This window comes from Adlercreutzia equolifaciens DSM 19450, from assembly GCF_000478885.1.
Lineage (GTDB): Bacteria > Actinomycetota > Coriobacteriia > Coriobacteriales > Eggerthellaceae > Adlercreutzia > Adlercreutzia equolifaciens.
This window is the reverse complement of the sequence record NC_022567.1, coordinates 988,359-1,011,654: the sequence shown is the minus strand read 5'-3', so window position 1 is coordinate 1,011,654 and position 23,296 is coordinate 988,359. Positions and strand designations below refer to the sequence as shown.

Below are 23,296 nucleotides of genomic sequence, written 5' to 3'. Positions count from 1 at the left end.
CATCCTTAGCGCAGCGTGACGCCCTCGGGCAGTTCCACGTTGCGCCAGTCCTCGTCATCGCCTTCGCGGTCGTTCTCGTCCTCGGCGACAACGACCGGCGCGGGGCGCTCGGGCTCCGGGGCGCCGAAGGCCTCGCGGAAGGCATCGGCGTGCATGCGCGGCACGGCGAACACCACGTTCGGCACGGCGCCGGGGTGTTCCGCGATCCAGTTCTGGATGAGCTCGATCACCTGCTCGACAGGGTAGCCGTTGCGACCGCAGCCGAAGGCGCCCATGATGAGCGTCTCAGTGCCGTTGGCGGCGGCGATGCGGAAGATGGCCTCGATGCGGTCGGCGAGCGCCTTGTCGCACTCGCGTTCGGAACGGTGGTTCTCCAGGGCGAAGGCACGGATGGGCTCGGCGATGACCAGCACGTCGGCGCGGCGCACATCGCCCCCGCGGGAGAACAGCACCTCGGGCACGTACAGAGCCCGGTCGGTGAACAGCGAGCCTCGGCGGTAGTCACGGTTCTTGTCGTAGAAATCGCGCTTGTGGGCTACAAGGATCGGGTACAGGTTGCTCTCGGAGCACAGGATCTGCTCCGGGCCGAAGGCGCCGTCCTCGTAGGCGCCGCCGGGGCGGGTGAAGGCGCCGGGATCCACGATCATCGTCTTGCCCGTGGCATCGCGGTAGAGCGCCTCGGGAGCGAAGGAGGTCACGACCTTGACCGTCGTCTCCGTGGCGGTCGGTGCAACTGCGTCGGATTCAGCTGCTTCCTCGGCGGCTCCCTCGGCAATCTCGGCGGCCTCGCGGGCCTCCTCATTGCCCGCTTGCGCCCCCTCGGCATCCGCCTCGGCCATCTCCGCTGCGCGCTTCGCCGCCTCGGCGGCCGCAGCGGCCTCGGCGCCCCACAGAAGCGAGCGCCCCTCCCCTTCCTCATAGATGCGCGCGTTCTCAATGGCCTCGTCGGTCTCACGCCCGAAGGCGGCCTTCATGAGGCCCGTGTGCCGCGCCGCCTCGCGCCGCCGCTCCTCCCGCTGCTCGTCCCGATTCGGACGCCTGTCATTGAAACCCGCCATACCGCGCTCCTTCCATTCAAATGATCCGCTCGCCATAATAATGCAATTGCGCGTCTCGCGCACCTTTTAGCGTCGCTGGGCTCTCCCCCGCAGGCTCCATCCCAGGGCGATGGCCAGCGTGCCCAAGGCCGGCACGATCATGACAAGCCACATGAGCCCGTAGCCGCCCGTGATGCCGCCGGCCGCAGGGGCCAGGGCCTCGGTCACCGCGCCCCCGGCCACCGGCCCCATGAGCATTCCCAGATCGAGGCCTGTGAACATGGTGTTGCTGGCCGCCCCGCGCCGATCGATGCCCACCGAGGCGAGCCCCATGGACTGCAGAAGCGGCGCGCAGCAGCCGAACCCCGCCGAGCCGATGACGGCGGCGAGCAAGAAGCCAGGCAAGTCCTGCGCGTAGAAGAGCGCCACGTAGGAAACCGCAAAGCAGATCGTTCCGAAGACGAGTACCCGGGGCGTTCCCACCCTATCGGCAAGGCCGCCCAAAGCCGGGCGCGTCACCACCAGGCACAGCGCGTACACCACGAAGAACAGCCCCATATCCGTCACGCCCCGTCCGTAGCCGTAGAGCACCACATAGGATCCCATGCACGAGAACGACACGGCGATGAGCATGAGGGCGGCCGCCTTGCCCACGGCCTCGCGGGCGAACATGCGGGAAAGCTTCAGTTGATAGGGCAGGCGCTCGCGATAAGGCTCGCGGATAGCGAAGATGCCGCCCATGGCCACCACCAGAAGCGCCGCGGCCAGGAAGTAAGCTGCCGTAAATCCCACGGCGTCCACCAGATAGAGCCCCGTCGCCGGCCCGATGACCTGGGCGAAGGACTGCGCCAGCGCGTAAATGCTGATGCCGCTGGCGAACTTCGTCGCCGGCAGGTACTCGGACACGAGCGACATCGCCAAAGGCCCGCTGCACCCGATGCCCACGCCGTGGAAGAGCCGGATGGCGATGAGCACGCCCAGCGAATCGACGAACCCGTAGGCGAAAAACGAAAGGCAGATGATGCCCTGGGCGATAAGCAGGAGCCGCTTGCGCGAGAAGCTGTCGAAGGCGGGGCCGGCGAAGGGGCGCACGAGCAGCGCCGACAGCGTGAACGAGCTCACGACGACGCCCACCATGGAAGCCGTCGCCCCCAGCGAGTCCGCGAACACCGGCAGCGTGGCATTGGCCATGAACGCCGCCATCGACTGGAAGAAGTTCACCGCCATAAGAATGACGAAGGGCACGCTCCAGATGGAATCGCGCACTTTCGCTTCTGCTTTCCCCATCTTCTCTTCCGCCATCGCACCCTCGCGACGGTCAGCCATCGCATCCTCACGCGTCTTGGTCATCGCACCTTCCCGCCCCCGAACTGTCGTTGATACCCCCACACCATAGCGCGATCTCCGCGCATTGGCCAACCTGGTGACACGGAACGGCCTTCGAATGCACGAAATCGGACTTATATAGCCAACCGAAAGATCCAGAGGGAACCAGAGGGGCGATTTTTGGCTATATAAGTCCCGAAATCCGTATGCCCGCATCCCCGAGATGCTATATAAGTCGATTTTTGTGCATCGGAGGGGTTCTTTTTGTCACCAGGGCAACCTGGAGCAGCAGCGCTCCAGCAGCAAGCGCAAGTCGCAAAACAGTTCGACTCAGCAGAAACCTCGCTAGGCCAGATGCGGCACCAAGGGCAGGAAGCGGGCGGCAAAGTCGTCTTGGAAGGCGCGGCAGGTGTCAAGCAGCCAACCGGGCTCGTCTTCGTAGTTCGCTAGGCCGTGATAGTAAAAATGCTTCCTATCGTCGGGCACGATGAACGGCAACACACCGTTGCGGAGGCATTCCTTGAACAGCACCATGCGACCGATGCGGCCGTTGCCGTCCTGGAACGGATGAATGCGCTCGAAACGGTAATGGAGATCCACTATATCCTCGAAGGCGCGCGGGCCGCCTTCGTAGCGCCCGATGAGCGACGCCAGCTGTCCGGGAACCTCCTCGGGAAGCGTCGTCACAAGGCCGCCCACCTCGTTGGGCAGCGCCTTGAAGACGCCAGGGGCAAAAATGGGATCGGAGGCCGCTTGCTCGGTGCCCTGCTTCAGCACCTCCTGGAAGGACAGGAGCAATTCCGGGGAAAGCGGTTCCTCCGCCGTGTCCAGCATGGCATCGAACAGACGGAAGTGGTTCGTTGCGTCCTGGATGTCCGCAAGGCGGGCGTGACCGTCGACGGTCCGTGTCTCGAATATCTGCCGGGTCTGCTCCTCGGTCAGGCGTGATCCTTCGATATGGTTCGAGTTGTAAGCCAACTCCACCTGAGTCTTGTGGTAGATGTTTCCCTCAAGCTTCAAGCGGCGCTGGCGACGGTATTCTTCAAGCAAATCAGCCATTAATCTCCTCTACGTCACCTGTTCGCCCAAGGAAGTCAGCGAGGTTCTCCCGACCTACACGTTGAATTTGAAGTGCATGACGTCGCCGTCTTGGACGACGTAGTCCTTGCCCTCTTGGCGGAGTTTGCCCGCATCGCGGCAGCCCTTCTCGCCGCCCAAGGCCACGTAGTCCTCGAAGGAGGCCGTCTCGGCCTTGATGAAGCCGCGCTCGAAATCGCTGTGGATGACGCCGGCGGCCTGGGGGGCCTTCGCGCCCACCGGGATGGTCCAGGCGCGGGTCTCGGTCTCGCCGCTCGTGAAGTAGCTCTGCAGGCCGAGCAGGTGATAGGCCTCGCGGATGAGGCGCGCCAGGCCGCTGTCGGTGAGCCCCAGCGCTTCCATGTACTCCTTGGCCTCGTCCGGATCCATCTCGGCCAGCTCGGCGATGTCGGCCTCCACCTTCGCCGAAATCGGCACCGGGGTGCAGCCGTCGATCTCGGGCAGCTCGGCGTCCACGGCGTCCTCGTCCACGTTCGCGATGTAGAGCATCGGCTTCATGGTGAGCAGGTGCAGCTCGTAGATGGCCGCGACCTCGTCCTCGGTCAGCCCCAGCGTGCGGGCGCGATGGCCCTCGTTCAGGCCGGCGAGCACCTTGCGCGCCGCCTCCAGCTTCGCCGCGCCAGATTTATCGCGCTTGGCCTCCTTTTCCAGACGCGGGATGGCCTTCTCCACCGTGGCGATGTCGGCCAGAATGAGCTCGGTCTTGATAGTGTCCACGTCCGACTGCGGATCCACCTTGCCGGCCACGTGGGTCACGTCCGGATCGCCGAAGAAGCGCACCACCTCGGCGATGGCATCGGTCTCGCGGATGTTCGCGAGGAACTGGTTGCCCAGGCCCTCCCCATGGCTCGCTCCGGCCACCAAACCGGCGATGTCCACGAACTCCACCGTGGCGGGCACGATCTTCGCCGGATGGTCGATTTCGGCCAGCGCCTGCAGGCGGTCGTCGGGCACCGGCACGATGCCCACGTTGGGCTCGATGGTGGCGAACGGGTAGTTGGCGGCCAGACCGCCCTTGTTGGTCATCGCCGTGAACAGCGTGGACTTGCCGACGTTCGGAAGCCCCACGATACCGATTGAGAGAGCCATTCAAATTCCTTACTAGAAAGAGCGTTTCAAAGCTAAACCATTATAGAACTTTATTTTGCAATTCACAGGTTCGCCCAAGGAAGACAGCGAGGGCCCGACAGGTGCCTGCAATCGGCCCGCCTTTGGGCTAAGTTGGCTTTCGCCAACGCCGCGCCCAAAACAAGGGTCGAGTGCAGGTGCCTGTCGGACCCGCAGCGTCGAGGTGAGTTAGAAAGCCGAAGCTTTCTAACTCACATGGAAAAGAAGCCGAACTGAGCCGCGACGTAGGCGACCAGAATGATAATCACCAACACCGGGGCGATGTACTTGATCATGATCGTCCAAGCACCGGCGGCCGAGAACTTCGAGGAGATGCGCACCTCGTCGATGATGGTCTTGGGCTTCACGATCCAGCCGACGAACACGCAGGTGAGCAGGGCCACGATGGGCATGAGCACCGAGTTGGAGATGAAGTCCGCGAAATCGAGGATCGAGGAACCGGCCCCGAGCGGCTCGATGAACGACAGCCCGTTGTAGCCCGCGTTGATGATGGCGCCGGCGATGACCACGAAGGCGATAACGATGCCGAGGGCCTTGGCGCGCGTGCACTGAAGGCCGTCGTGCACGATGGAGACGAGCGTCTCCACGAGCGAGATGGCGCTCGTCAGCGCGGCGAACAGCACCAGCAGGAAGAACAAGAAGCCGATGAAGGTGGCCATGCCGCCCATGTCGACGAACACCGTCGGCAGCGTCACGAACATGAGCGAGGGGCCCGCCTTGGCGGCCACCGCGTCGCCGGAGCCCATGGCCACGAAGGCCGCGGACACGATGAGCAGGCCGGCGATGAAGGACACGCCCAGATCGAAGCCGCCGATGCGCACGACCGAGGAGGTGAGGCTGTCCTGCTTGCGCATGTAGGAGCCGTAGGTGATCATGATGCCCATGGCCAGCGACAGGCTGTAGAACATCTGCCCCAACGCGCCGATCACGAGCTCCGGCGAGAACTTGCTGAAGTCCGGCGTGAGGTAGTACAGCGCGCCCTCCACAGCGCCCGGCATGGTGAGCGTGTAGATGGCGATGGCGACGGCCATGATGATGAGCGCCGGCATCATGAACAGGTTCGCCTTCTCGATGCCGCCCTTCACGCCCAGGCCCACGATGACGAACACGATGGCCATGAACACGAGCATCCAGATGTAGCTCTCGGCGTTGGAGGTGATGAAGCCGGTGAAGAAGTCGCCGCCGTCGGCTAAGGCCTCCGGTCCGTTCACCAGGTAGGCCGCCGTGTACTTCGTCACCCAGCCGCCGATGATGCAGTAGTAGGGTGTGATGATGAAGGGCACCGCCGAAGCCAAAATGCCGATGAAGGCGTACTTCTTGCCGAAGGCCTTGAAGGCGCCGATAGCGGACTGCCCCGTCTTGCGGCCGAGCGCCGTCTCCAGCAGCAAAAGCGACACGCCGAACGTGAACACGAGCACCACATAGGTGAGCAGGAAGGTGCCCCCGCCGTACTTCGCCGCCAGATAGGGGAAGCGCCACATGTTCCCCAGGCCCACCGCCGAGGCGGCCGCGGCCAAAATGAACGCCCACTTCCCCGACCAGGAAGCGCGCTGCTTCTTAATCTCTCCTGCCATAGTCTTCCTTTCCCATTTCCAAGGCGCCCGCGCGCCCTCGCCTAGCTTGAAGGAACGGGCGGCTGCATCGCGCACGGTGCAGCCGCCCGTTGAAACTGTGTGATTATAGCGTGAAATTGACCTGAACACCCCATGTTTCCGAGAAACGGAGAACGCGGGGCGGCCACTACTCGAACAGCTTCACCGCGCGCTCAAGCTGGCTCACGATTTCGATATGCTGGGGGCAGACGCTCTCGCACGCGCCGCACTGGATGCAGGCGCTCGCCTTGCCGTCGCCGGTGTTCCAGTTGTAGTTCTCCTGGGCGCGGTAGGCATCGCCCATCTGGTCGTAGATGTTGAGCGACTGCATGATGGTGTTGATGTGCACGCCTTCGGGACAGCCCTTCACGCAGTAGCGGCAATCGGTGCACGGAACGCCCGGCAACGCGGCCAGGGCGTCGCGCGCCGCCTCGATCACCTCGTACTCGGCCGGCGTCAGGGGCACGCCGTCGCGCATGATGGCGGCGTTCTCGGCCACCATCTCGGGCGTGTTCATGCCCGAGAGCACGGCGATCACGTTCGGAAGCGATCCGGCGAAGCGCAGCGCCCAGGAGGCCAAAGGCGCGCCCGGCTCGGCCGCGCGCAGGATGTCGGCCACCGGATCGGGCAGCTTCACGAGCGTGCCGCCCTTCACCGGCTCCATGATGACCACGGGCAGCCCGCGCTCTTGGCACACCTCGTAGCAGCGGCGCGACTGGATGATGGGGCTCTCCCAATCGATGTAGTTGATCTGCAGCTGGACGAAATCCACCTCGGGATGGGCGTCGAGCACCTTCTCGAGCTCCTCGGCGTTGTCGTGGATGGAGAAGCCGAACTTCTTGATCTTGCCCTCGGCCTTCTTCTCGGCGCAAAAGTCCCACAGGCCGTACTCCTCGAACCCCGGCGTGAGCGACTCGCCCAGGTTGTGCAGCAGGTAGTAATCAAAGTAATCGATGCCGCACTCGCGCAACGACTTGTCGAACATGGCCCGCGCGTGCTCCGCGTTTTCGGCCAGCCAGGCCGGCAGCTTGGTGGCGATGGTGAACGAGTCGCGCGGATAGCGCTCGACCAGCGCCTTCCTCAACGCCCACTCGGACTTGCCGCCGTGATAGCCGCGCGCCGAGTCGAAGTAGGTGAAGCCGGCATCCATGAAGATGTCCACCAGCTCGCAGCACTTGTCGATGTCGATGGACGTCGGATCGTCCGCGTCCTTAAGCGGCAGCCGCATGAACCCGAACCCGAGCGGCGCCAACTTCCCTGCAGTCTCCATGGTACTCCCCTTTTCTTGTGCGCACGCGCAAAAATTACCGATGCGCTTATCATAGCAGGTTAGTACCCTACCGACCAGAAGATGAGGCCGCGGGCGGGGGCGTTTTCGCCGGCGGCTTGGCGGTCGCGGGCGGCGAGGACCTCGGCGACCCAGTCGGGGTCGCGCTGGCCGCGGCCCACCATGACCAGCGTGCCCACGATGGTGCGCACCATGGAATGGAGGAAGGCGTTGCCGCGCACGGTGATGACGCGGTGCGGCTCGCCCAGAATCTCCTCGGAGGCAATGGAGATCTCCTCCACATTGCGGCAGGTCGGCTTGCCGACGGCCGAAGCGGCCATGCAAAAGCTCTTGAAGTCGTGCTCGCCGATGAGGTGCGTGGCGCCCCGTTCCATGGCGGCGATGTCCAAGTTCGGACCCACATACCAGGCGGTGCGATCGGTGAACACCGGCGGCGTATCCCCCGTGGCGAGGAAGTACTTGTACTCGCGCCACTGGGCGTCGAAGCGGGCCGAGAAGCCCCGCGGCCGCTCCTCCACCGCGCGAACCACGATGCCCTCGCAGGTGAGCGCGTTCAGCGAGCGCCGCAGGTTATAGGGCGTGCGCCCGCGCAGCTCGCACTCGTCGATGTCGAAGGAGACCACCTGCCCGCGGGCGTGCACGCCGGCATCGGTGCGCCCGGCGCAGACCACGTCCACCGGCCGGCGGAACAACAACGACAGCGCCTGCTCCAGCTCCCCTTGCACGGTGAGCTGCCCCGGCTGCTTAGCGAACCCCGCAAACGGCGCCCCGTCATAAGCCACCGTCGCCGAGAACGTGAGCTCCCGCGCGCACTCGGCCGCCCGCTCTTCCAAGCTCGGTCGCGAGATTTCCATTAGGCAATCATCGCTTCTGGCCCGAAGAGGTCGCGGATCTCGGCCTTCAGCACCGTGGACTGGGCATCTACCGACACTGGCAGCTCGGCGCGGAAACGGCGGCCGTCGGCCTGCTGCACGAAGAGCACCACGCCGTCGCGACCCGGGTACGAGTTCAGGATGCGACTCAGGTGCGCCGAGCGGTTCTGGTCGAAGGAGCACGAGGGCACCCGCAGCTCCAAGTGGCTCGGCCGCGCATCTTCCTCGTTAAGCTCCAGCGCCTCCAGCTCGAAGGCCATGATCTGGTTACCGCGGTCACCGCTCTCGAACTTGCCCTTGATCTTCGCGATGACGTCCTCCTGGATGACCTCGGCAAAGTCGTCGTACTTGAAGCAGATGCACTCGATGGAGCCGGTGGTGTCCTCCAGGGTGAACGTGGCCATCTTCGTGCCGCGCTTCGTGAGCTTCGTCGCCACATTCGAGATCATGCCCACGAACACGCCGTTCTTGATCTCCTTGGTCTGTTCGGAGAGCATGCCCATGTCGTAGCGGGACATACGGCGCAGCGTGCCCTCGAAGGGGGCCAGCGGGTGCTCGCTCACGTAGATCTTCATGATCTCCTTCTCGTAGGCGAGCTTGGTGCGCTTGTCCCACTCCACGCCGTCGGGGGCGGGCACGTCCTCCTGGAAGCCGGAGTCGGCGTCGTCGGCGAACATGTCGAACATGGACACCTGACCGGCATCGCGATCCTTCTGGCGCTTGGCCGCGCCTTCCAGAAGCGGCGTTTCTTCCACGAAGTACATGAGCTGCTTGCGGGTGTAGCCGGTGGAGTCGAAGGCACCGCCCTTGATGAGGGCTTCGAGCGTCTTGCGGTTGTAGCACTTCGCGTCGAGTCGGTTCACGAAATCGTGCAGCGAGGTGAACGGACCGTTGGCCTCGCGCTCGGCGATGATCTCGTCGGCGACGTTCTTGCCCACGCCGCGCACGCCCACCAAACCGAAGCGGATGCCGCCCTCGACCGGGGTGAACTCGGCGCGGGAGGCGTTGATGTCCGGCGGCAGCACCGGCGTGCCGTTCTTGTTGCAGCTGGCGATGTAGCGGATGAGACGGTCGGTGTTGCCCATGTAGCTGGTGAGCACGGCGGCCATGAAGTCGTTCGGGTAGTGCGCCTTCAGGTAGGCCGTGCGCATCACGAGGATGGCGTAGGCCGCCGAGTGCGACTTGTTGAAGGCGTACTTCGCGAACTTCTCGGCGTCGGCCCAGATCTGCTGGGCGATCTCGAGCGGATAGCCGTTGGCCACGGCGCCTTCGTCCCAGTCGGCCTGCAGCTGGCGCATGATGTCGAGCTTCTTCTTGCCCATGGCCTTGCGCAGCTTGTCGGACTTGCCGGCGGAGAAGCCGGACATGGCCATGGAGATCTGCATGATCTGCTCTTGGTAGACCATGGTGCCGTGGGTCTCTTCCAGAATGGGGCGCAGGCGGTCGTCGTAGTAGTGCACGGCGGCCGGGCTCTTCGCCGCCTTGATGTAGTCCTCCACCATGCCGGACTCCAGCGGGCCCGGGCGGTTCAGGGCGATGGAGGCGACGACGTCGGAGAACTGCTTGGGGGGCAGGCGCTTGAACAGGCTCACGTACAGGGCGCCCTCCACCTGGAACAGGCCGTCCATGTTGCCGGACTGCATGAGGCGGAAGGCTTTCTCGTCGTCGGTGGGAATCTCCTCGGGCACGATCTTCGTGCCGGTGCGCTCCTCGATGTTGCGGCAGGCGATGGAAAGCACGTCCAAGGTGCGCAGACCCAGAAAGTCCATCTTCAACAGGCCCAGGTCCGGCGTGTAATGGCCGTCGTACTGCGTGATGATGCCGCCGCCCTTGGTGTCGCGTTTCATGGGCACGTGATCGCTCATGGGGTCGCGGCAGATAATGGTGGCGCAGGCGTGCACGCCCTCGCCGCGCACGTGGCCCTCGATGGACTTCGCGGCGTCGATGATGCGCTTGACGTCCTCTTCGGTGTCGTAGGCCTTCTTCAGGTCGGGGTTCGTGTCCAGCGCCTTGTCGATGGTGATGCCCAGCTCGTCGCCGATCATCTTGCAGATGCGGTCGCCCACGCCGTAGGGGTAGTCCAGCACGCGGGCCGAGTCGCGCACGGCGTTCTTGGCCTGCAGCGTGCCGAAGGTGATCACCTGGGAGACGTGATCCTCGCCGTAGACGTCCTTGATGTGGTTGATGACCTCTTCGCGGCGGCCCTGCTCGAAGTCGACGTCGATATCGGGCATCTCCACGCGCTCGGGCGAGAGGAATCGCTCGAACATGAGGCCGTTGGGCATAGGGTCAAGGTCGGTGATGCCCATGGCGTAGGCCACGATGGCGCCGGCGGCCGAGCCGCGGCCCGGGCCCACGCCGATGCCCTGGCTGCGCGCCCATTCGATGTACTCCTGCACGATGAGGAAATAGGCCGGGAAGCCCTGCTGGATGATGATGCCCATCTCGTAGTCGGCCTGCTTCTGCTCGCGCTCGGGCACCGGGGTGCCGTAGCGCTTCTCCAGGCCCTCCTGCACGCGCTTGCGGAACCACGACTCCTCGGTTTCGCCCTCGGGCAGGGGAAACTTCGGCAGGATGGGCTCGCGCTCTAACGTGACGTCGCACTTCGCCGCCACTTCCACGGTGTTGTCGCAGGCCTCGGGGAAGTCCTTCATGGCCTCGCGCATTTCCTCTTCGGTCTTCATGTAGAACTGGTCGTTCTCGAACTTCATGCGGTTCGTCTGGTTGACCGTGGAACCGGTGCCGATGCACAGCATGATGTCCTGGGCCTCGGCGTCTTCCTTCAGCAGGTAGTGGAAGTCGTTGGTGGCGATGGTCTTTAAGCCCGCGGCCTTCGCCACGCGGGTGAGCTCGTGGTTCAGCTCGGTCTGGGTGAAGCCGGCGTCGGTGCGGATGCCCTGGTTCTGCAGCTCGATGTAGAAGTCGCCCTCGTCGAAGCAGCTGGCGAACTTACGGGCCCATTCCACGGCGTCGTCGAAACGGCGCTCGTCGAGCAGCTTCGGAATGACGCCGGCGATGCAGGCCGACGAGCCGATGATACCGTGGCCGTACTTCTGCAGCATGGAGAAGGTGGTGCGCGGCTTGTAGTAGAAGTTGTCCACGTGGGACTCGCTGACGAGCTTCAGCAGGTTGTGGTAGCCCTCGTTGTTTTTCGCCAGAAGCAGCAGGTGATACAGCTTCGGCTTCACGTCCTTGCGCAGCGACTCGTCGGGGGTGAAGTACACCTCGCAGCCGAAGATGGGCTTCACGCGCTTGCCCGTCTCCTTCTCGACGGCGTCGCAGGCGTCGGAGAGCTCCACCATGCCGGACATGACGCCGTGGTCGGTGACGGCCACCGCCGGCATGTCCAGCTCGGCGGCGCGGCGCACCATGTCCTTGATATGGGTGAGCCCGTCGAGCAGCGAGTATTCCGTATGGTTGTGCAAATGGACAAATGCCATCGTCAGCCCCTTCGATAAGGTCGGCGGCGCACGAGTTCGTTTATGGTGTGATTATGCGCACTGTGTCGTGTCATGCTAGGCCGAAAGCGCGCAGCTGACGCGAGGACTTCCCGCTGCTCCGCTTCCCTTCCGACCGCTCTTATGTTCCGTCATTTTCTCGGCTGCCATGATACCAGCCTGTCGCCCCACGGTGTGCGAACAAACAGTGAGTTTTGCATGGAATGCCCTCCGCGCGGAGAGTGCGGAGGGCCGAAGCAGTTTTTTAGGCGTAACTCGCACGACGCAAGATCCTCCGATCTATGAAGACCATTTGCCCTCGAAGAATTTGGCAGAAATTGCGATTGTTAGCTCTGCGAGGATGCAGAACCTCCTTCCAGACGATCCGCAGCCATCGCACATCTCTCCAGATATTCGTTAGGCGTTAACTCCAGAGAGACCTCCCTTGTCTTGAGCGGCCTATTTCGCCCTTTAACTCCGCCCAACATGCTAACAAACGCAATTTTCGCTGAAAAAGACGACATCGATTGCGCCAGAGAAACCTACAGCAATTGCTCCCAGGTCTTCAGGGTCTGAATACGGCAGAAGTCGATGAAGGGGACGAGCTCGCCCTCCTGATGGAAGGCGTCCAGGGCGCCGAAATAGGCCAGGCGGTCGTCAGCGCTGATGGTGCAGGGAGCGCCGTTCAGCTTCAGGAGGACGTAGTTCATGAGCAGCCTCGCCGTGCGTCCGTTGCCATCGGCAAAGGGATGGATATCGACCAGCTGCGCATGAAGGTATGCGGCGATGGTCAGAGCATTTTTCTCGGCGCTTTCAGAGAGCAGGGCCTCCTGAACCTCGGCTGCCAATGCTTTAACAAGCCCGGGAACCTCCTCAGGCGCGGCTCCCACGTCATCGGCGACGCGATAGTCGCCCTTCTTGAACGTTCCCGGCCGCTCGCCCTTGGCCCAACGGGCGTCATCGTAGGTGCCGCGCGTGAGAACGAGGTGCGCCGACAGGACAAGTTCCTCGTCGAGAGCCGCATCACTTGCAAGTGCATCCTCGAGCCAGATCCAGGCGTTCTTGAGGTTGTTGATCTCGTAGATGGTCCGCACATCCCCCGTGAAGTTCGACACGCCGTTTTCATCGAATATCTCGGCGGTATCGTGGTAAGTGATCTCGGGGTTCTCGATGTTGCCGGAATTGAAGGAATAGGAGACCTTGAACCGATCGAGCAGCTGCGAGCGATGTCCCTTGTTCAACGCACGCCACGTGGCCACAAGACCCTCGTAGGCCGATTTCAGAAGTTCGTCGGTCATGAGCCGTTAGGCCTCCTCGAGGTAATCGGCGAGACGGGGACGCTCGCCAGGGCGCGTACGCGAGAGCTGTGGAGACTCGCTCACGAGGCGAATGTCGCCATATGCAAGCGTCGCCCCCAACGAGCCGTAATGAGCGATATGGCGCAGCAGCTGCTCGTCGGTATAGAGGCGCCCCTCCCCGTCTTCCCAAAATCGCACGCTCGCCACTCGCCTTTCATGCTCGGCCTTTTCCACTTGCCTGATTCTAGCACGAAGTATTACGGACGATGAGGCCCAGCACTAATCTTGCAGTTCTAAAGGAATCAGTGAAGAAAGCCATCGCTTTCCTCAGCAAATCAGAACTCGATCTCGCCGTAGTCGAGGCCGTGCGTATCTCGCATCCATTGGAAGAACTCGTCGCAGTTCATGACGGGAACGAGGCCCTGGGGGAAATCGGGCTGGTTACGTGTGATGAGGGCATCGGCCCTAAGCGCCAGGGCGATTTCGTGAAGGAGGTAGTCCTCTGGGTCGTGCCACGAGGCGGCGAGCATCAGGTCGACTTCCCTCTCGCTCGCTGCAAACACGTTGACGAAGGTGCGCAAGCCCCGCAGTTGCCCCATGACGACATCCATCTCGCTCGTTCGTCCTCCGTTGGAAAGGATGTACACGAGGTCGGTCATCTGAGACGAGGAGATCCACAGCTCGAACTCCCCCACCCGGCCGCCGATCATCAGCAAGCGCGCCTTCTCGTAGAACGGCTCGCGTTCATTCAGGTAGTCCACAACCACGTTGGTGTCGAGAAGTAGCTCGACTTGGGCCATGTCACACCAGCCCCTTGGCGGCGAGACGGTCAAGTTTGATCTCCGCCTTCGTCATATCGTCGAACCGTGTTGAGCGCTTGCGCGAGAGGCTATCGACAAAGCGCGCCGCCGATGCCCACCGCTCGTCCGCAGACGCATCGCCATCTTGCAAAAGGAAGTCGGCGCTTCCCTCCTCGATCAGCCGGTCGAACAAGAGGTTCACCGCCTGAGAGGCGTTCATTCCATCTCGCTTGAGCACACGAAGCCCCTGCTGCTTCTTCCGCTCCGGCATCCGCCCCGTCACCATCGCATCGGTCACAGTGACCTCCTTTCCGATGTACAACATTTTGAGTACAACCTTTGAGAAAGTCAAGACTACTGCTTATCGCTCGTTCGGTCGACGAACTGTCCCGAAATCGCATGAAATCTCGAGTTGTTAGCGTCTCGAGAGTGCACCTGAATGGCGAGCTTGGAGACATCTCTTGGGAGCAAGATCCTGACCTGGTATTTTACGAGAGCGCATTTGGCGCGCATCTTCCCGATCTTCTCGCGCAGCGGCCCTAGACGCTAACAACTCGAGATTTCATGCAAAAACGGGGGTGTTCGTTGACTGGGAGGGGTGGCCGCTGGGAAGGCTCCGAAAATTTCCGACTCGCTCGAGCGCAGGGAAAAGCCGTTGAGCATGAAGCGAAGTCGATTTCGTACGTCGGACATGAAGCGAAATCGGTTTCGCGTTCAAACGACGAGAGGCGCCCGGGTGGGCGCCTCTCGAAACAGGCTCAAAATTTGGGGCTGCGCGTGTCGCGGCTCCCTTTCTTGGCTCGGCTGGGCCTTACGCGGCCTGGCCTACGTGCGCAAGCTGGGCCTCGCACCACTCGAGCTTCTTCTGATGGGTCATCAGCGTCGCCTGATCCTGGGGATCGTTCTTCTGCTCCAGCTCGGCGATGGCGCTCTTGCACTCGGCGGCCTCGGCGCGCACGGCCTCGGCGTCGATGTCCTCAACGGCCGTACCGAAGCGGGCCAGCACCGTCACCTTGTCGTCGAGCACGGAGGTGGCGCCGCCCATCACGAGGAACTCGCGCTTCTCGTTCTCGCCGATGGTCAGCGTCACAACACCGCCCTCGCGGTTCAGCGACACCGTCAGCTCATGCCCGGGCAGCACGCCGAAGTAGCCGTCGGTGCCCGGGATGTTGGCATAGGTGATCTCGCCCTGGAACAGGGCCTTGTCGGGAAGAGCCACAATGCAGCCCATGGAGGCCATTAGTTACCTTCCTTCTGCATGGCGTCGTAGGCCTCGTAGACCTGCTCGATGGCGCCCTTGTTCACGAAGCACTGCTCCGGGATGTGGTCGCACTTGCCATCGAGGATCTCCTTGAAGGAGCGCACGGTGTCCTCGACCTTGACGTACACGCCGGGCAGGCCCGTGAAGACCTCGGCCACGTGGAACGGCTGGCCCAGGAACTTCTGCACCTTACGGGCGCGGTTCACGGTCAGCTTCTGATCCTCGGACAGCTCGTCCATGCCCAGAATGGCAATGATGTCCTGCAGATCCTTGTACTGCTGCAGGATCTGCTGCACGCCCATGGCCACGTCGTAGTGCTCCTGACCGACGATCTCGGGATCCAGCGCGCGGGAGGTGGACTCCAGCGGATCCACGGCCGGGTAGATGCCCAGCTCGGCGATGGAACGGGACAGAACGGTCTTGGCGTCCAGGTGGGTGAACGTCGTGGCCGGGGCCGGGTCGGTCAGGTCGTCGGCGGGCACGTACACGGCCTGCACGGACGTGATGGAACCGGTCTGCGTGGAGCAGATGCGCTCCTGCAGATCGCCCATCTCGGTGGCCAGCGTCGGCTGGTAGCCCACAGCGGAGGGCATACGGCCGAGCAGTGCGGACACCTCGGAACCGGCCTGGGTGAAGCGGAAGATGTTGTCGATGAACAACAGCACGTCCTGACCCTGGTCACGGAAGTACTCGGCTTCGGTCAGACCCGCGAGGCCCACGCGCAGACGGGCTCCCGGAGGCTCGTTCATCTGGCCGTAGACCAGGCAGGTCTTCTCGATAACGCCGGAGTCGGTCATCTCGAGGTAGAGGTCGGTACCCTCGCGGGTACGCTCGCCCACGCCGGTGAACACGGAGGTGCCGCCATGCTCCTGAGCCAGGTTGTTGATGAGCTCCTGGATGCAGACGGTCTTGCCCACGCCAGCGCCGCCGAACAGACCGGTCTTACCGCCCTTGACGTAGGGCTCGATGAGGTCGACGACCTTGATGCCGGTCTCGAAGGTCTCGGTGGTGGTCACCAGGGTGTCGAACGGCGGGGCCGGATGGTGAATCGGGCGCCACTCGACGTCTTCGGGCATGGGCTTGCCGTCAACGGGCTCGCCCAGCACGTTCCAAATACGGCCCAGGGTCGCCTTGCCCACGGGCATCATGATGGGGGAACCGGTGTCGGTTGCCTCCAAGCCGCGCACCATGCCGTCGGTGGACGTCATAGCGACGGTACGGACGATGTCACCGGGCAGGTGCGTCTGCACCTCGAGCACGGTGGACACTTCACCCGTTGGGGTTTGTGCCTTCACGGTAAGGGCGTTGTAGATGGCCGGCATGGCGTCTGCCGGGAACTCCACATCCACAACGGCGCCGACGATTCGGACGATGCGTCCGATGGCGCCTCCCTTGGCCGCTTCAGTAGAAGTGTTATCAGCCATTTAATCCTCCAAAGCTGCGGCACCGCCGACGATCTCGGTGATCTCCGTGGTAATGGCGCCCTGGCGCACCGTGTTGTAAATGCGCTCCAGGGTGGAGACCATCTCGTTCGCGTTGTCGGTAGCCGATTTCATCGCGTTGCGGCGAGCGCCTTGTTCGCCCGCTGCGGAATCGAGCATCGCGTAGTAGAACGCGTTGTTCAGGTAGGCGTTCATCATGTAGGACATGACCGACTCCGTGCTCGGCTCGAAGTCGATGTCGCCCGGGATGGCGGAATCGTCCCGCTCGCGGAAGGACTTGAAAACGTCCTCCTCCTTGGCCTTAAGACCCAGAAGATCCGCGTAGGACTCCTCCTTCACCGGCAGCACCTGCTGCTCGACCAAGGTCTGCTCGGCGGCGTTCTTCGCGTGGTTGTACACGATGAACACCTCGTCGAGCTTGCCCTCGGCGTAAGCCTGCATCACATAGCCGGACAGCTCGGCCGCCTGAGCGAACTCGGGGTCGGCCGAATATCCCGCGAAGGAGAACACCGGCTCGATGCCTCGGTAGGTGAAGTACCCGATGGCCTTCTTGCCACAGGCAGCCACCTCCACCTCGGCACCTTCCCGCTGCTTTTCCTTCGAGAGCTTCTCCACATAGCGAAGCACGTTGGTGTTGAAGCCGCCGGCGAGACCCCGGTCGGAGGTGACGGCTACGATGAGCACCCGCTTCACCTCGTCGTGGACCTGCAGCAGCGGCTCGTTATCCAAGTGAGCGTACTTTGCCGTGCTGATGAGCATGTCTGAGATGGCGACCGCCCAAGGGAGCGCGCTCTCCACGCGCTCGGAAGCACGGCGAATCTTAGCAGCCGCGACCATTTCCATGGTGCGCGTGATCTGCTTCGTCGAGGTGACGGATTTGATTCGCCGTTCGATGTCGTGTAGGTTGGGCATGGTCTACCTACCTTACGCTGCGGCGTCGAAGGACTGCTTGAAGGCGGCGATGGCCTCCTTCAGAGCGACCTTGGTCTCGTCGCTGAGCTTCTTCTCCGTGTTGATCGTCTGCAGGATCTCCGGCTTGGAGGCGCGCAGCGACGCGAGCAGCTCGGTGCGGAAGCGAACCACGGACGTGAGCGGCAGATCGTCGAGGAAGCCCTCGTTGCCGGCGAAGATGGCAATGACCTGCTCGGCCACGGGCATCGGCATGTAACGACCCTGCTTCAGAAGCTCGGTCATGTGCGAACCGCGGGTCAGCTGATCCTGGGTGGCCTTGTCCAGATCGCTGCCGAACTGGGTGAAGGCCTGCAGCTCGCGGTAGCTGGCGAGATCCAGACGCAGGGAGCCGGCCACCTGCTTCATGGCCTTGATCTGCGCGGAGCCGCCCACGCGGGACACCGAGATGCCCACGTCGACTGCCGGGCGCTGGCCCTGGAAGAACAGGTCGGTCTGCAGGAAGATCTGACCGTCGGTAATGGAGATCACGTTGGTCGGAATGTAGGCGGACACGTCGCCGGCCTGGGTCTCGATGATCGGCAGGGCGGTCATGGAGCCGCCGCCGTTCTCGTCGGACATCTTGACCGCGCGCTCCAGCAGGCGGGAGTGCAGGTAGAACACGTCGCCCGGATAGGCCTCGCGTCCCGGCGGGCGGCGCAGGGTCAGCGACATCTGACGATAGGCCACGGCCTGCTTGGACAGGTCGTCGTAGACGATGAGCACGGCGCGGCCCTTGTTCTCGGGACCCGCGGGCTTGCCGTCCTCGCCGTTGTAGACGAAGTACTCGCCCATGGCGGCGCCGGCCATCGGCGCGATGTACTGCAGCGGAGCGGAGTCGGAGGCGGTGGCGGCCACGATGATGGTGTTCTTCATGGCGCCGTGGCGCTCGAGGGTCTCCACCACGCCGGCCACCGTGGAGGCCTTCTGGCCGATGGCGACGTAGATGCAGATCATGTCCTGATCTTTTTGGTTGATGATGGCGTCGATCGCGATAGCGGTCTTACCGGTCTGGCGGTCGCCGATGATGAGCTCGCGCTGGCCGCGGCCGATCGGCACCATGGAGTCGATGGCCAGGATACCGGTCTGCATCGGCTCGTTCACGGGCTGGCGGGAGATAACGCCGGGAGCCTTGAACTCCACCGGGCGCGTGCCCTCGGCCTTGATGGGGCCCTTGCCGTCGATGGGCTGGCCCAGCGGGTTCACCACGCGGCCGAGCATGGCCTTGCCGGCGGGAACCTCCACGATACGACCGGTCGTGCGGACCTGGTCGTTCTCCTTGATTGCGGTGACGTCACCCAGAAGCACGGCGCCGACCTCGTCCTCTTCGAGGTTCTGGGCCAGACCGTACACGGTCTTGCCGCCCTCTCCGATGAACTCGAGCAGCTCGCCGGCCATGGCATCGCGCAGGCCGTCGACGCGCGCAATGCCGTCGCCGACCTGGATGACCGTGCCCACTTCGCGAGACTCGACGCTGACGTTCAGCTGCTCGAGCTGCTTCTTCAGCGCCTCGTCGATGGACTGTGCGGTGATTTCAGTCACTAGCATTCACCTCCATCTGTTGTGTCCTTGAGGACGTTGCGGGCGCGATTGAGCTGCGAGATCATGCTCGCGTCAATGTAGTTGCCGTCAACATCCATGATGATGCCGCCCAGGATGGACGCATCGATGCGCTCGCGCAGCACCGCGCGCCGTCCCAAATCGGCCTCGGCTTTTTCCGTAATGAGTTGGCGCAGTCCGTCGTCGAGCGGCACGGCGGTGGTCACGTCGACCACGCAAATGCCCAGCTTGTCGCCCAGCAGCTCGCGGTACGCGTCGAAGACCCGCGGCAGCAGGTCCGCCTGGCCGCGCTCGGCCATGACCGCGAGCACCTCGCGCAGCGCCAGATGGCAGTCGGCAAAGGTGCCTTCCACCAGCTCCTTGCGCTGGGCGGGGGTGAAGTCCGGGTTCGACAGGCTCTGGGTGAGCTCGAGGTCGGCGCGCATGAGACGGATGATCTCGCCCATCTGCTCGCGCACCTCAAGCACTGCCTCCTGGCCGCCGGCGGTATGGGCGGCATCGAAGAGCACCGATGCGTAAACCGCGACTTCCTCTTTCACGACGAGACGATTAGTTGCCATTGAAACTACCCGCCTCTTTGACGTAGCGCTCAATGATGGCGCGGTGCTCACCCTCGGTGAGATCCTCGCCGATCAGGCGCGCGGCCACATCGACCGAGGTGTCGGCCACGGTGGCCTGCAGCTCGGAAATGGCCTGCTTCTTCTCGGCCTCGATGGCGGCCTTGGCCTTCGCGATCATGTCGGCGGCCTCGGTTTGGGCCTGGGCGGTGATGTCCGCCTTGACGGCCTCGCCCACCGAGCGGGCGTCGGCGATGATCTGCGCGGACTGGGCCTTGGCGTCGGCCAGCTGCTTGTTGTACTCAGCCAGCACGCGCTCGCTCTCGATCTGAGCTTCCTCAGACTTCTTCAGGGCCTCGCGGATGGTGTTCTCGCGCTTCTCCAGCATGCCGGCAAACATCGGCCAGCCGAACTTCGCGAGAATGATCCAGAGGATGATGAAGGCGATGAGCATGGGGATGAACTCCGCCATGTCCGGGAGGATGGCGGAGATACCGCCCTCCTGTTCCGCCTCAGCAGCGAACGCGAGCGCCGGGAAAGCAGCGTTGAGAGCCAAGGCGCCGAAGGCGACCTTCGCAACTGCTTTGTTCGCTCTTGTCTTCACGTGCAATTCCTCCTTCCAGCCTTATAACGGCTATGACAACCGGTTAAAGACTAGAACTAGAGGATGAAGGCGAGAACGAAGCCGATGAGGGCCAGGGCCTCGGCCAGAGCGGCACCGATGATGAAGTTCGTGAACAGACGGCCACCCACCTCGGGCTGGCGGGCGGTGCCCACGCAGCAGCCGTAGCAGGCGATGCCGATGCCGAGGCCGGGGCCGATGGTGGCCAGGCCATAGCCGACGAGCTTCAGCGCAGCAATGACGAATACAGTTTCCACAGTTTCCTCCTTTAGGTCGTTTTTGAGCCTGTTTCCCAAAAACACTTACGGATTATGGTTTCCGGCTTTGGAGGAGCCGGCTTAACCCAGATGGGGGGTGGGGCCTTGGTGGCCCCGGGTGCGCGGCGCGGGGTGCGGCGCGCGGGAGCGGTTCCTAGTGGGCGCTCGTGGCGATCTGGACGTAGACCGCGGAGAGCACCGTGAACACGTAGGCCTGAAGGAACGCCACCAGCGTCTCCAGGGCGTACATGGCGATGAGCAGCAGGAACCAGGGCAGCGACAGCACGCCGCTGATGGGATCGAGCGCCTGGATGCCGCAGGTGAGGAACACGCTGGAGGCCAGCGCGAAGATGCCGAGCACCATGTGGCCGGCGAACATGTTGCCGTAAAGTCGGACGGCGAGCGTGAGCCAGCGGATGCAGGTGGAGATGAGCTCCAAGAACCAGATGATCGGCACCATGACCTTCGGGAGCCCCGCCGGAGCGAAGGACTTCAGGTAGGTCAGGCCACCCTTGGCCTTGATGCCCCAGACGTTGAAGTAGATAAACGAGATGGTAGCGAGCGCCCAGGTCACCGAGATGGTGCCCGTCGGCGTCTTGCAGCCGGGGATAAGACCCACGAAGTTCGAGATGAGGATGAAGAAGAACAGCGTGGCGAGGAAGGGCACGTGCTTCTTGAAGCCGTGACCGATGATGCCCTCGCCCATGTCGTTGCGCACGAACTGGTAACCGTACTCGACGGTGTTGACGAACTTGTTCGTCGGGATGAGCGTGAGCTTGCGGCCCACGACGAGGATCAGCACCAGCGTGATGATCCAGCAGATGACCATCCATACAATGTACTGGGTGACTCCGCCGAAAACCACGGTGGGATCGAAGGATGCCTGAAGATGAGGCACTTCTTCAGAGAGCATTGAAAGAGCGTCCACGTATCAACCTTTCCTAGCTTTTCCGAGTCAGCCTCGTCACGCCGAACGCGATGGCGGTGACGGAGAGAGCCCCGGCTTCCGACAGGACAAAGGGCAGCGCAGCATCCCGGTTGACGTTGATGCAGAGGATGGCGAAGGCGAACATGAGGACAAATGAGAAGAGCAGGCAGAGCATGAGCACGCCCATGTGCCCCAGATTGCCCGAATCCGTCATGTGCTTCACCCGGTGCAAGCCGAACACGAGGGGCAAAAACCCCGCGATGCCCGCCAAGATGCCGAGTGCGATTGCCAGTACCATAACCTACTTCCGTCGGGGCGCTTGCGCGCTGTTACACCCAATGTAAACCGTTGCCTATGATAACGTCTTGTTCACAAAAGCTGACCAACTCAACCAATTTCTGGGGTGAGCGGTGAAATGATCGCGGCGGCGGCTTGCGCCCCTGATCTGGGAAAATTTGTGCAGGTGCACTAAAACGAAGCCATCGGCGCGTCCGTCGCTTCGATCACCGACTTTTCCCTGATCTACTCCCCCGTGTACTCCCGGACGAGGATGCCGGACTCGGCCAAAAGCTCCTGGGACAGCTCGTCGGGGTACGGGTTCTGGTAGACGATCTCGGTGATGCCGGCGTTGATGAGCATCTTGGCGCACACGACGCAGGGCTGCGTGTTCACGTAGATGGTGGCGCCGGCGATGTTGATACCGTAGCGGGCCGCCTGGATGATGGCGTTCTGCTCGGCGTGCAAACCGCGGCAGATCTCGTGACGCTGGCCGCTCGGCACGCCCAGCTGCTCGCGAAGGCATCCAGTCTCGCTGCAGTGGGTCAGGCCGGTGGGCACGCCGTTGTATCCCGTGGCCAGGATACGGCGGTCCTTCACGATGACGGCGCCGACGCCGCGGCGCAGGCAGGTGGTGCGGGTGGCCACGTCGTTGGCCATCTTCATGAAGTACTCGTCCCAGCTGGGACGGTTATCTTCTGCCATGGTTGTTCCTTTCGTCCGGCGCGGGGGATGGCGGGGGCCTCCGTGCTCAAGCAATGGCTCGCTCGGCGGAACAGCCCACTGGGCTGTTCCGTTCGCTGCGCAACCTGCGCGCGGAGACCCCCGCCATCCCCGTGCCTGCTCAGCCTTTGCCGAAATCAATCCGGTCAGATTACTCGGTTCCGAAGATGCGGTCGCCGGCGTCGCCGAGGCCGGGGACGATGTAGGCGTTCTCGTTGAGGCCGTCGTCGATGGCGCAGGTGTAGATGATGAGATCATCGTCGGCGGCGAGCAGACGCTCGATGCCCTCCGGGGCCGAGACGAGGCACAAAAAGCGGATGGTGCCCGACACGCCCGCCTCGCGCAGGTACTTGACGGCCGCCTCGGCAGAACCGCCGGTGGCGAGCATGGGATCGAGCACGTAGACGCGGCGGCTCGCGATGTCGCGGGGCAGCTTGTCGTAATAGCTCTCGGGCTCGTGGGTCTCCTCGTTGCGCTGCATGCCCAGATGTCCCACGCGGGCCCGAGGGATAACCTCCAGCGCTCCGTCCACCATGCCGAGGCCGGCGCGCAAAATGGGCACGAAGGCCACCTTGCGGCCCGTGATCTGCTTGGCGTCGAAGGGCGCGATGGGCGTTTGGATGAAAACGTTCGTGAGCGGCAAGTCGCGGGTGGCCTCGTAGGTCTCGAACAGCGAGAGCTCGCGCACGACATCGCGGAATTCGTTGGAGGGGGTGTGCTTGTCGCGCAGGATGGCCAGCTTGTGCTGCACGATGGGGTGATCGAGGACGACGACGCGGTCGTTCGGTTCCATAAGTTCGTTCCTTTCGTCCGCCCCCGCACCTACCCAACTACTATCGCAGCAAC

At 63.2% G+C, this 23,296-nt stretch carries 23 protein-coding genes; all 23 read right to left on the bottom strand.

What is annotated here, in order from left to right:
- Positions 1-5 precede the first annotated feature (5 nt).
- Positions 6-1,058, bottom strand: coding sequence for a TIGR02452 family protein (locus tag AEQU_RS03825; protein ID WP_022739616.1), 1,053 nt, complete (start codon positions 1,056-1,058; stop codon positions 6-8).
- Positions 1,059-1,124: 66 nt separating this feature from the next.
- Positions 1,125-2,387, bottom strand: coding sequence for an MFS transporter (locus AEQU_RS03820; protein WP_022739615.1), 1,263 nt, complete (start codon positions 2,385-2,387; stop codon positions 1,125-1,127).
- 321 nt (positions 2,388-2,708) lie between these two features.
- On the bottom strand, positions 2,709-3,422 hold the full coding sequence (locus AEQU_RS03815; protein WP_022739614.1) for a Fic family protein: 714 nt from the start codon (positions 3,420-3,422) through the stop codon (positions 2,709-2,711).
- A gap of 54 nt (positions 3,423-3,476) precedes the next feature.
- The gene (ychF, locus tag AEQU_RS03810) at positions 3,477-4,550 is read right to left on the bottom strand and encodes a redox-regulated ATPase YchF (protein WP_022739613.1); all 1,074 of its coding nucleotides are present in this window, start codon (positions 4,548-4,550) and stop codon (positions 3,477-3,479) included.
- A 230-nt stretch (positions 4,551-4,780) separates the two neighbouring features.
- Positions 4,781-6,163: a sodium-dependent transporter gene (locus AEQU_RS03805; RefSeq protein WP_041714440.1), complete on the bottom strand. Its 1,383-nt coding sequence runs from the start codon at positions 6,161-6,163 to the stop codon at positions 4,781-4,783.
- A gap of 166 nt (positions 6,164-6,329) precedes the next feature.
- A complete protein-coding gene (locus AEQU_RS03800; RefSeq protein ID WP_022739611.1) occupies positions 6,330-7,451 on the bottom strand; it encodes an aldo/keto reductase in 1,122 nt (373 codons plus the stop codon).
- A gap of 59 nt (positions 7,452-7,510) precedes the next feature.
- On the bottom strand, positions 7,511-8,323 hold the full coding sequence (truA, locus tag AEQU_RS03795; RefSeq protein WP_022739610.1) for a tRNA pseudouridine(38-40) synthase TruA: 813 nt from the start codon (positions 8,321-8,323) through the stop codon (positions 7,511-7,513).
- The gene (gene dnaE / locus AEQU_RS03790) at positions 8,323-11,781 is read right to left on the bottom strand and encodes a DNA polymerase III subunit alpha (RefSeq protein WP_022739609.1); all 3,459 of its coding nucleotides are present in this window, start codon (positions 11,779-11,781) and stop codon (positions 8,323-8,325) included. Before dnaE ends, truA begins: the two co-directional genes overlap by 1 nt.
- 539 nt (positions 11,782-12,320) lie before the next feature.
- Positions 12,321-13,076 (bottom strand): Fic family protein, encoded by a 756-nt coding sequence (locus AEQU_RS03785; protein ID WP_022739608.1) that lies wholly within the window; start codon positions 13,074-13,076, stop codon positions 12,321-12,323.
- A 6-nt stretch (positions 13,077-13,082) separates the two neighbouring features.
- On the bottom strand, positions 13,083-13,274 hold the full coding sequence (locus tag AEQU_RS03780) for a hypothetical protein (RefSeq protein ID WP_022739607.1): 192 nt from the start codon (positions 13,272-13,274) through the stop codon (positions 13,083-13,085).
- A 137-nt stretch (positions 13,275-13,411) separates the two neighbouring features.
- A complete protein-coding gene (locus AEQU_RS03775) occupies positions 13,412-13,876 on the bottom strand; it encodes a type II toxin-antitoxin system VapC family toxin (protein ID WP_022739606.1) in 465 nt (154 codons plus the stop codon).
- Position 13,877: 1 nt separating this feature from the next.
- Positions 13,878-14,174 carry a hypothetical protein gene (locus AEQU_RS03770; RefSeq protein ID WP_022739605.1) on the bottom strand — a complete coding sequence of 99 codons (297 nt, stop codon included), beginning with the start codon at positions 14,172-14,174 and terminating at the stop codon, positions 13,878-13,880.
- A gap of 513 nt (positions 14,175-14,687) precedes the next feature.
- Complete coding sequence (locus AEQU_RS03765; protein ID WP_022739604.1) at positions 14,688-15,116, bottom strand: F0F1 ATP synthase subunit delta/epsilon; 429 nt, start codon at positions 15,114-15,116, stop codon at positions 14,688-14,690.
- Positions 15,116-16,561 carry a F0F1 ATP synthase subunit beta gene (atpD, locus tag AEQU_RS03760; protein WP_022739603.1) on the bottom strand — a complete coding sequence of 482 codons (1,446 nt, stop codon included), beginning with the start codon at positions 16,559-16,561 and terminating at the stop codon, positions 15,116-15,118. The genes AEQU_RS03765 and atpD overlap by 1 nt, the downstream gene beginning before the upstream one ends.
- The gene (atpG, locus tag AEQU_RS03755) at positions 16,562-17,491 is read right to left on the bottom strand and encodes an ATP synthase F1 subunit gamma (RefSeq protein WP_022739602.1); all 930 of its coding nucleotides are present in this window, start codon (positions 17,489-17,491) and stop codon (positions 16,562-16,564) included.
- Positions 17,492-17,503: 12 nt separating this feature from the next.
- Positions 17,504-19,075: a F0F1 ATP synthase subunit alpha gene (gene atpA / locus AEQU_RS03750; RefSeq protein ID WP_173400365.1), complete on the bottom strand. Its 1,572-nt coding sequence runs from the start codon at positions 19,073-19,075 to the stop codon at positions 17,504-17,506.
- Positions 19,069-19,647 carry an ATP synthase F1 subunit delta gene (gene atpH, locus AEQU_RS03745; RefSeq protein WP_022739600.1) on the bottom strand — a complete coding sequence of 193 codons (579 nt, stop codon included), beginning with the start codon at positions 19,645-19,647 and terminating at the stop codon, positions 19,069-19,071. The genes atpA and atpH overlap by 7 nt, the downstream gene beginning before the upstream one ends.
- A complete protein-coding gene (gene atpF / locus AEQU_RS03740; RefSeq protein WP_022739599.1) occupies positions 19,637-20,248 on the bottom strand; it encodes a F0F1 ATP synthase subunit B in 612 nt (203 codons plus the stop codon). Before atpF ends, atpH begins: the two co-directional genes overlap by 11 nt.
- A 56-nt stretch (positions 20,249-20,304) precedes the next feature.
- On the bottom strand, positions 20,305-20,523 hold the full coding sequence (gene atpE, locus AEQU_RS03735; RefSeq protein WP_022739598.1) for an ATP synthase F0 subunit C: 219 nt from the start codon (positions 20,521-20,523) through the stop codon (positions 20,305-20,307).
- Between the two features lie 154 nt (positions 20,524-20,677).
- Positions 20,678-21,451, bottom strand: coding sequence for a F0F1 ATP synthase subunit A (gene atpB, locus AEQU_RS03730; protein ID WP_022739597.1), 774 nt, complete (start codon positions 21,449-21,451; stop codon positions 20,678-20,680).
- A 13-nt stretch (positions 21,452-21,464) separates the two neighbouring features.
- Entirely contained in the window at positions 21,465-21,749 is a 285-nt protein-coding gene (locus AEQU_RS03725; protein ID WP_022739596.1) for a hypothetical protein, read from the bottom strand.
- A 224-nt stretch (positions 21,750-21,973) separates the two neighbouring features.
- Complete coding sequence (locus tag AEQU_RS03720) at positions 21,974-22,432, bottom strand: deoxycytidylate deaminase (RefSeq protein WP_022739595.1); 459 nt, start codon at positions 22,430-22,432, stop codon at positions 21,974-21,976.
- Positions 22,433-22,601: 169 nt separating this feature from the next.
- Positions 22,602-23,243: a uracil phosphoribosyltransferase gene (gene upp, locus AEQU_RS03715; RefSeq protein WP_022739594.1), complete on the bottom strand. Its 642-nt coding sequence runs from the start codon at positions 23,241-23,243 to the stop codon at positions 22,602-22,604.
- Positions 23,244-23,296 lie beyond the last annotated feature (53 nt).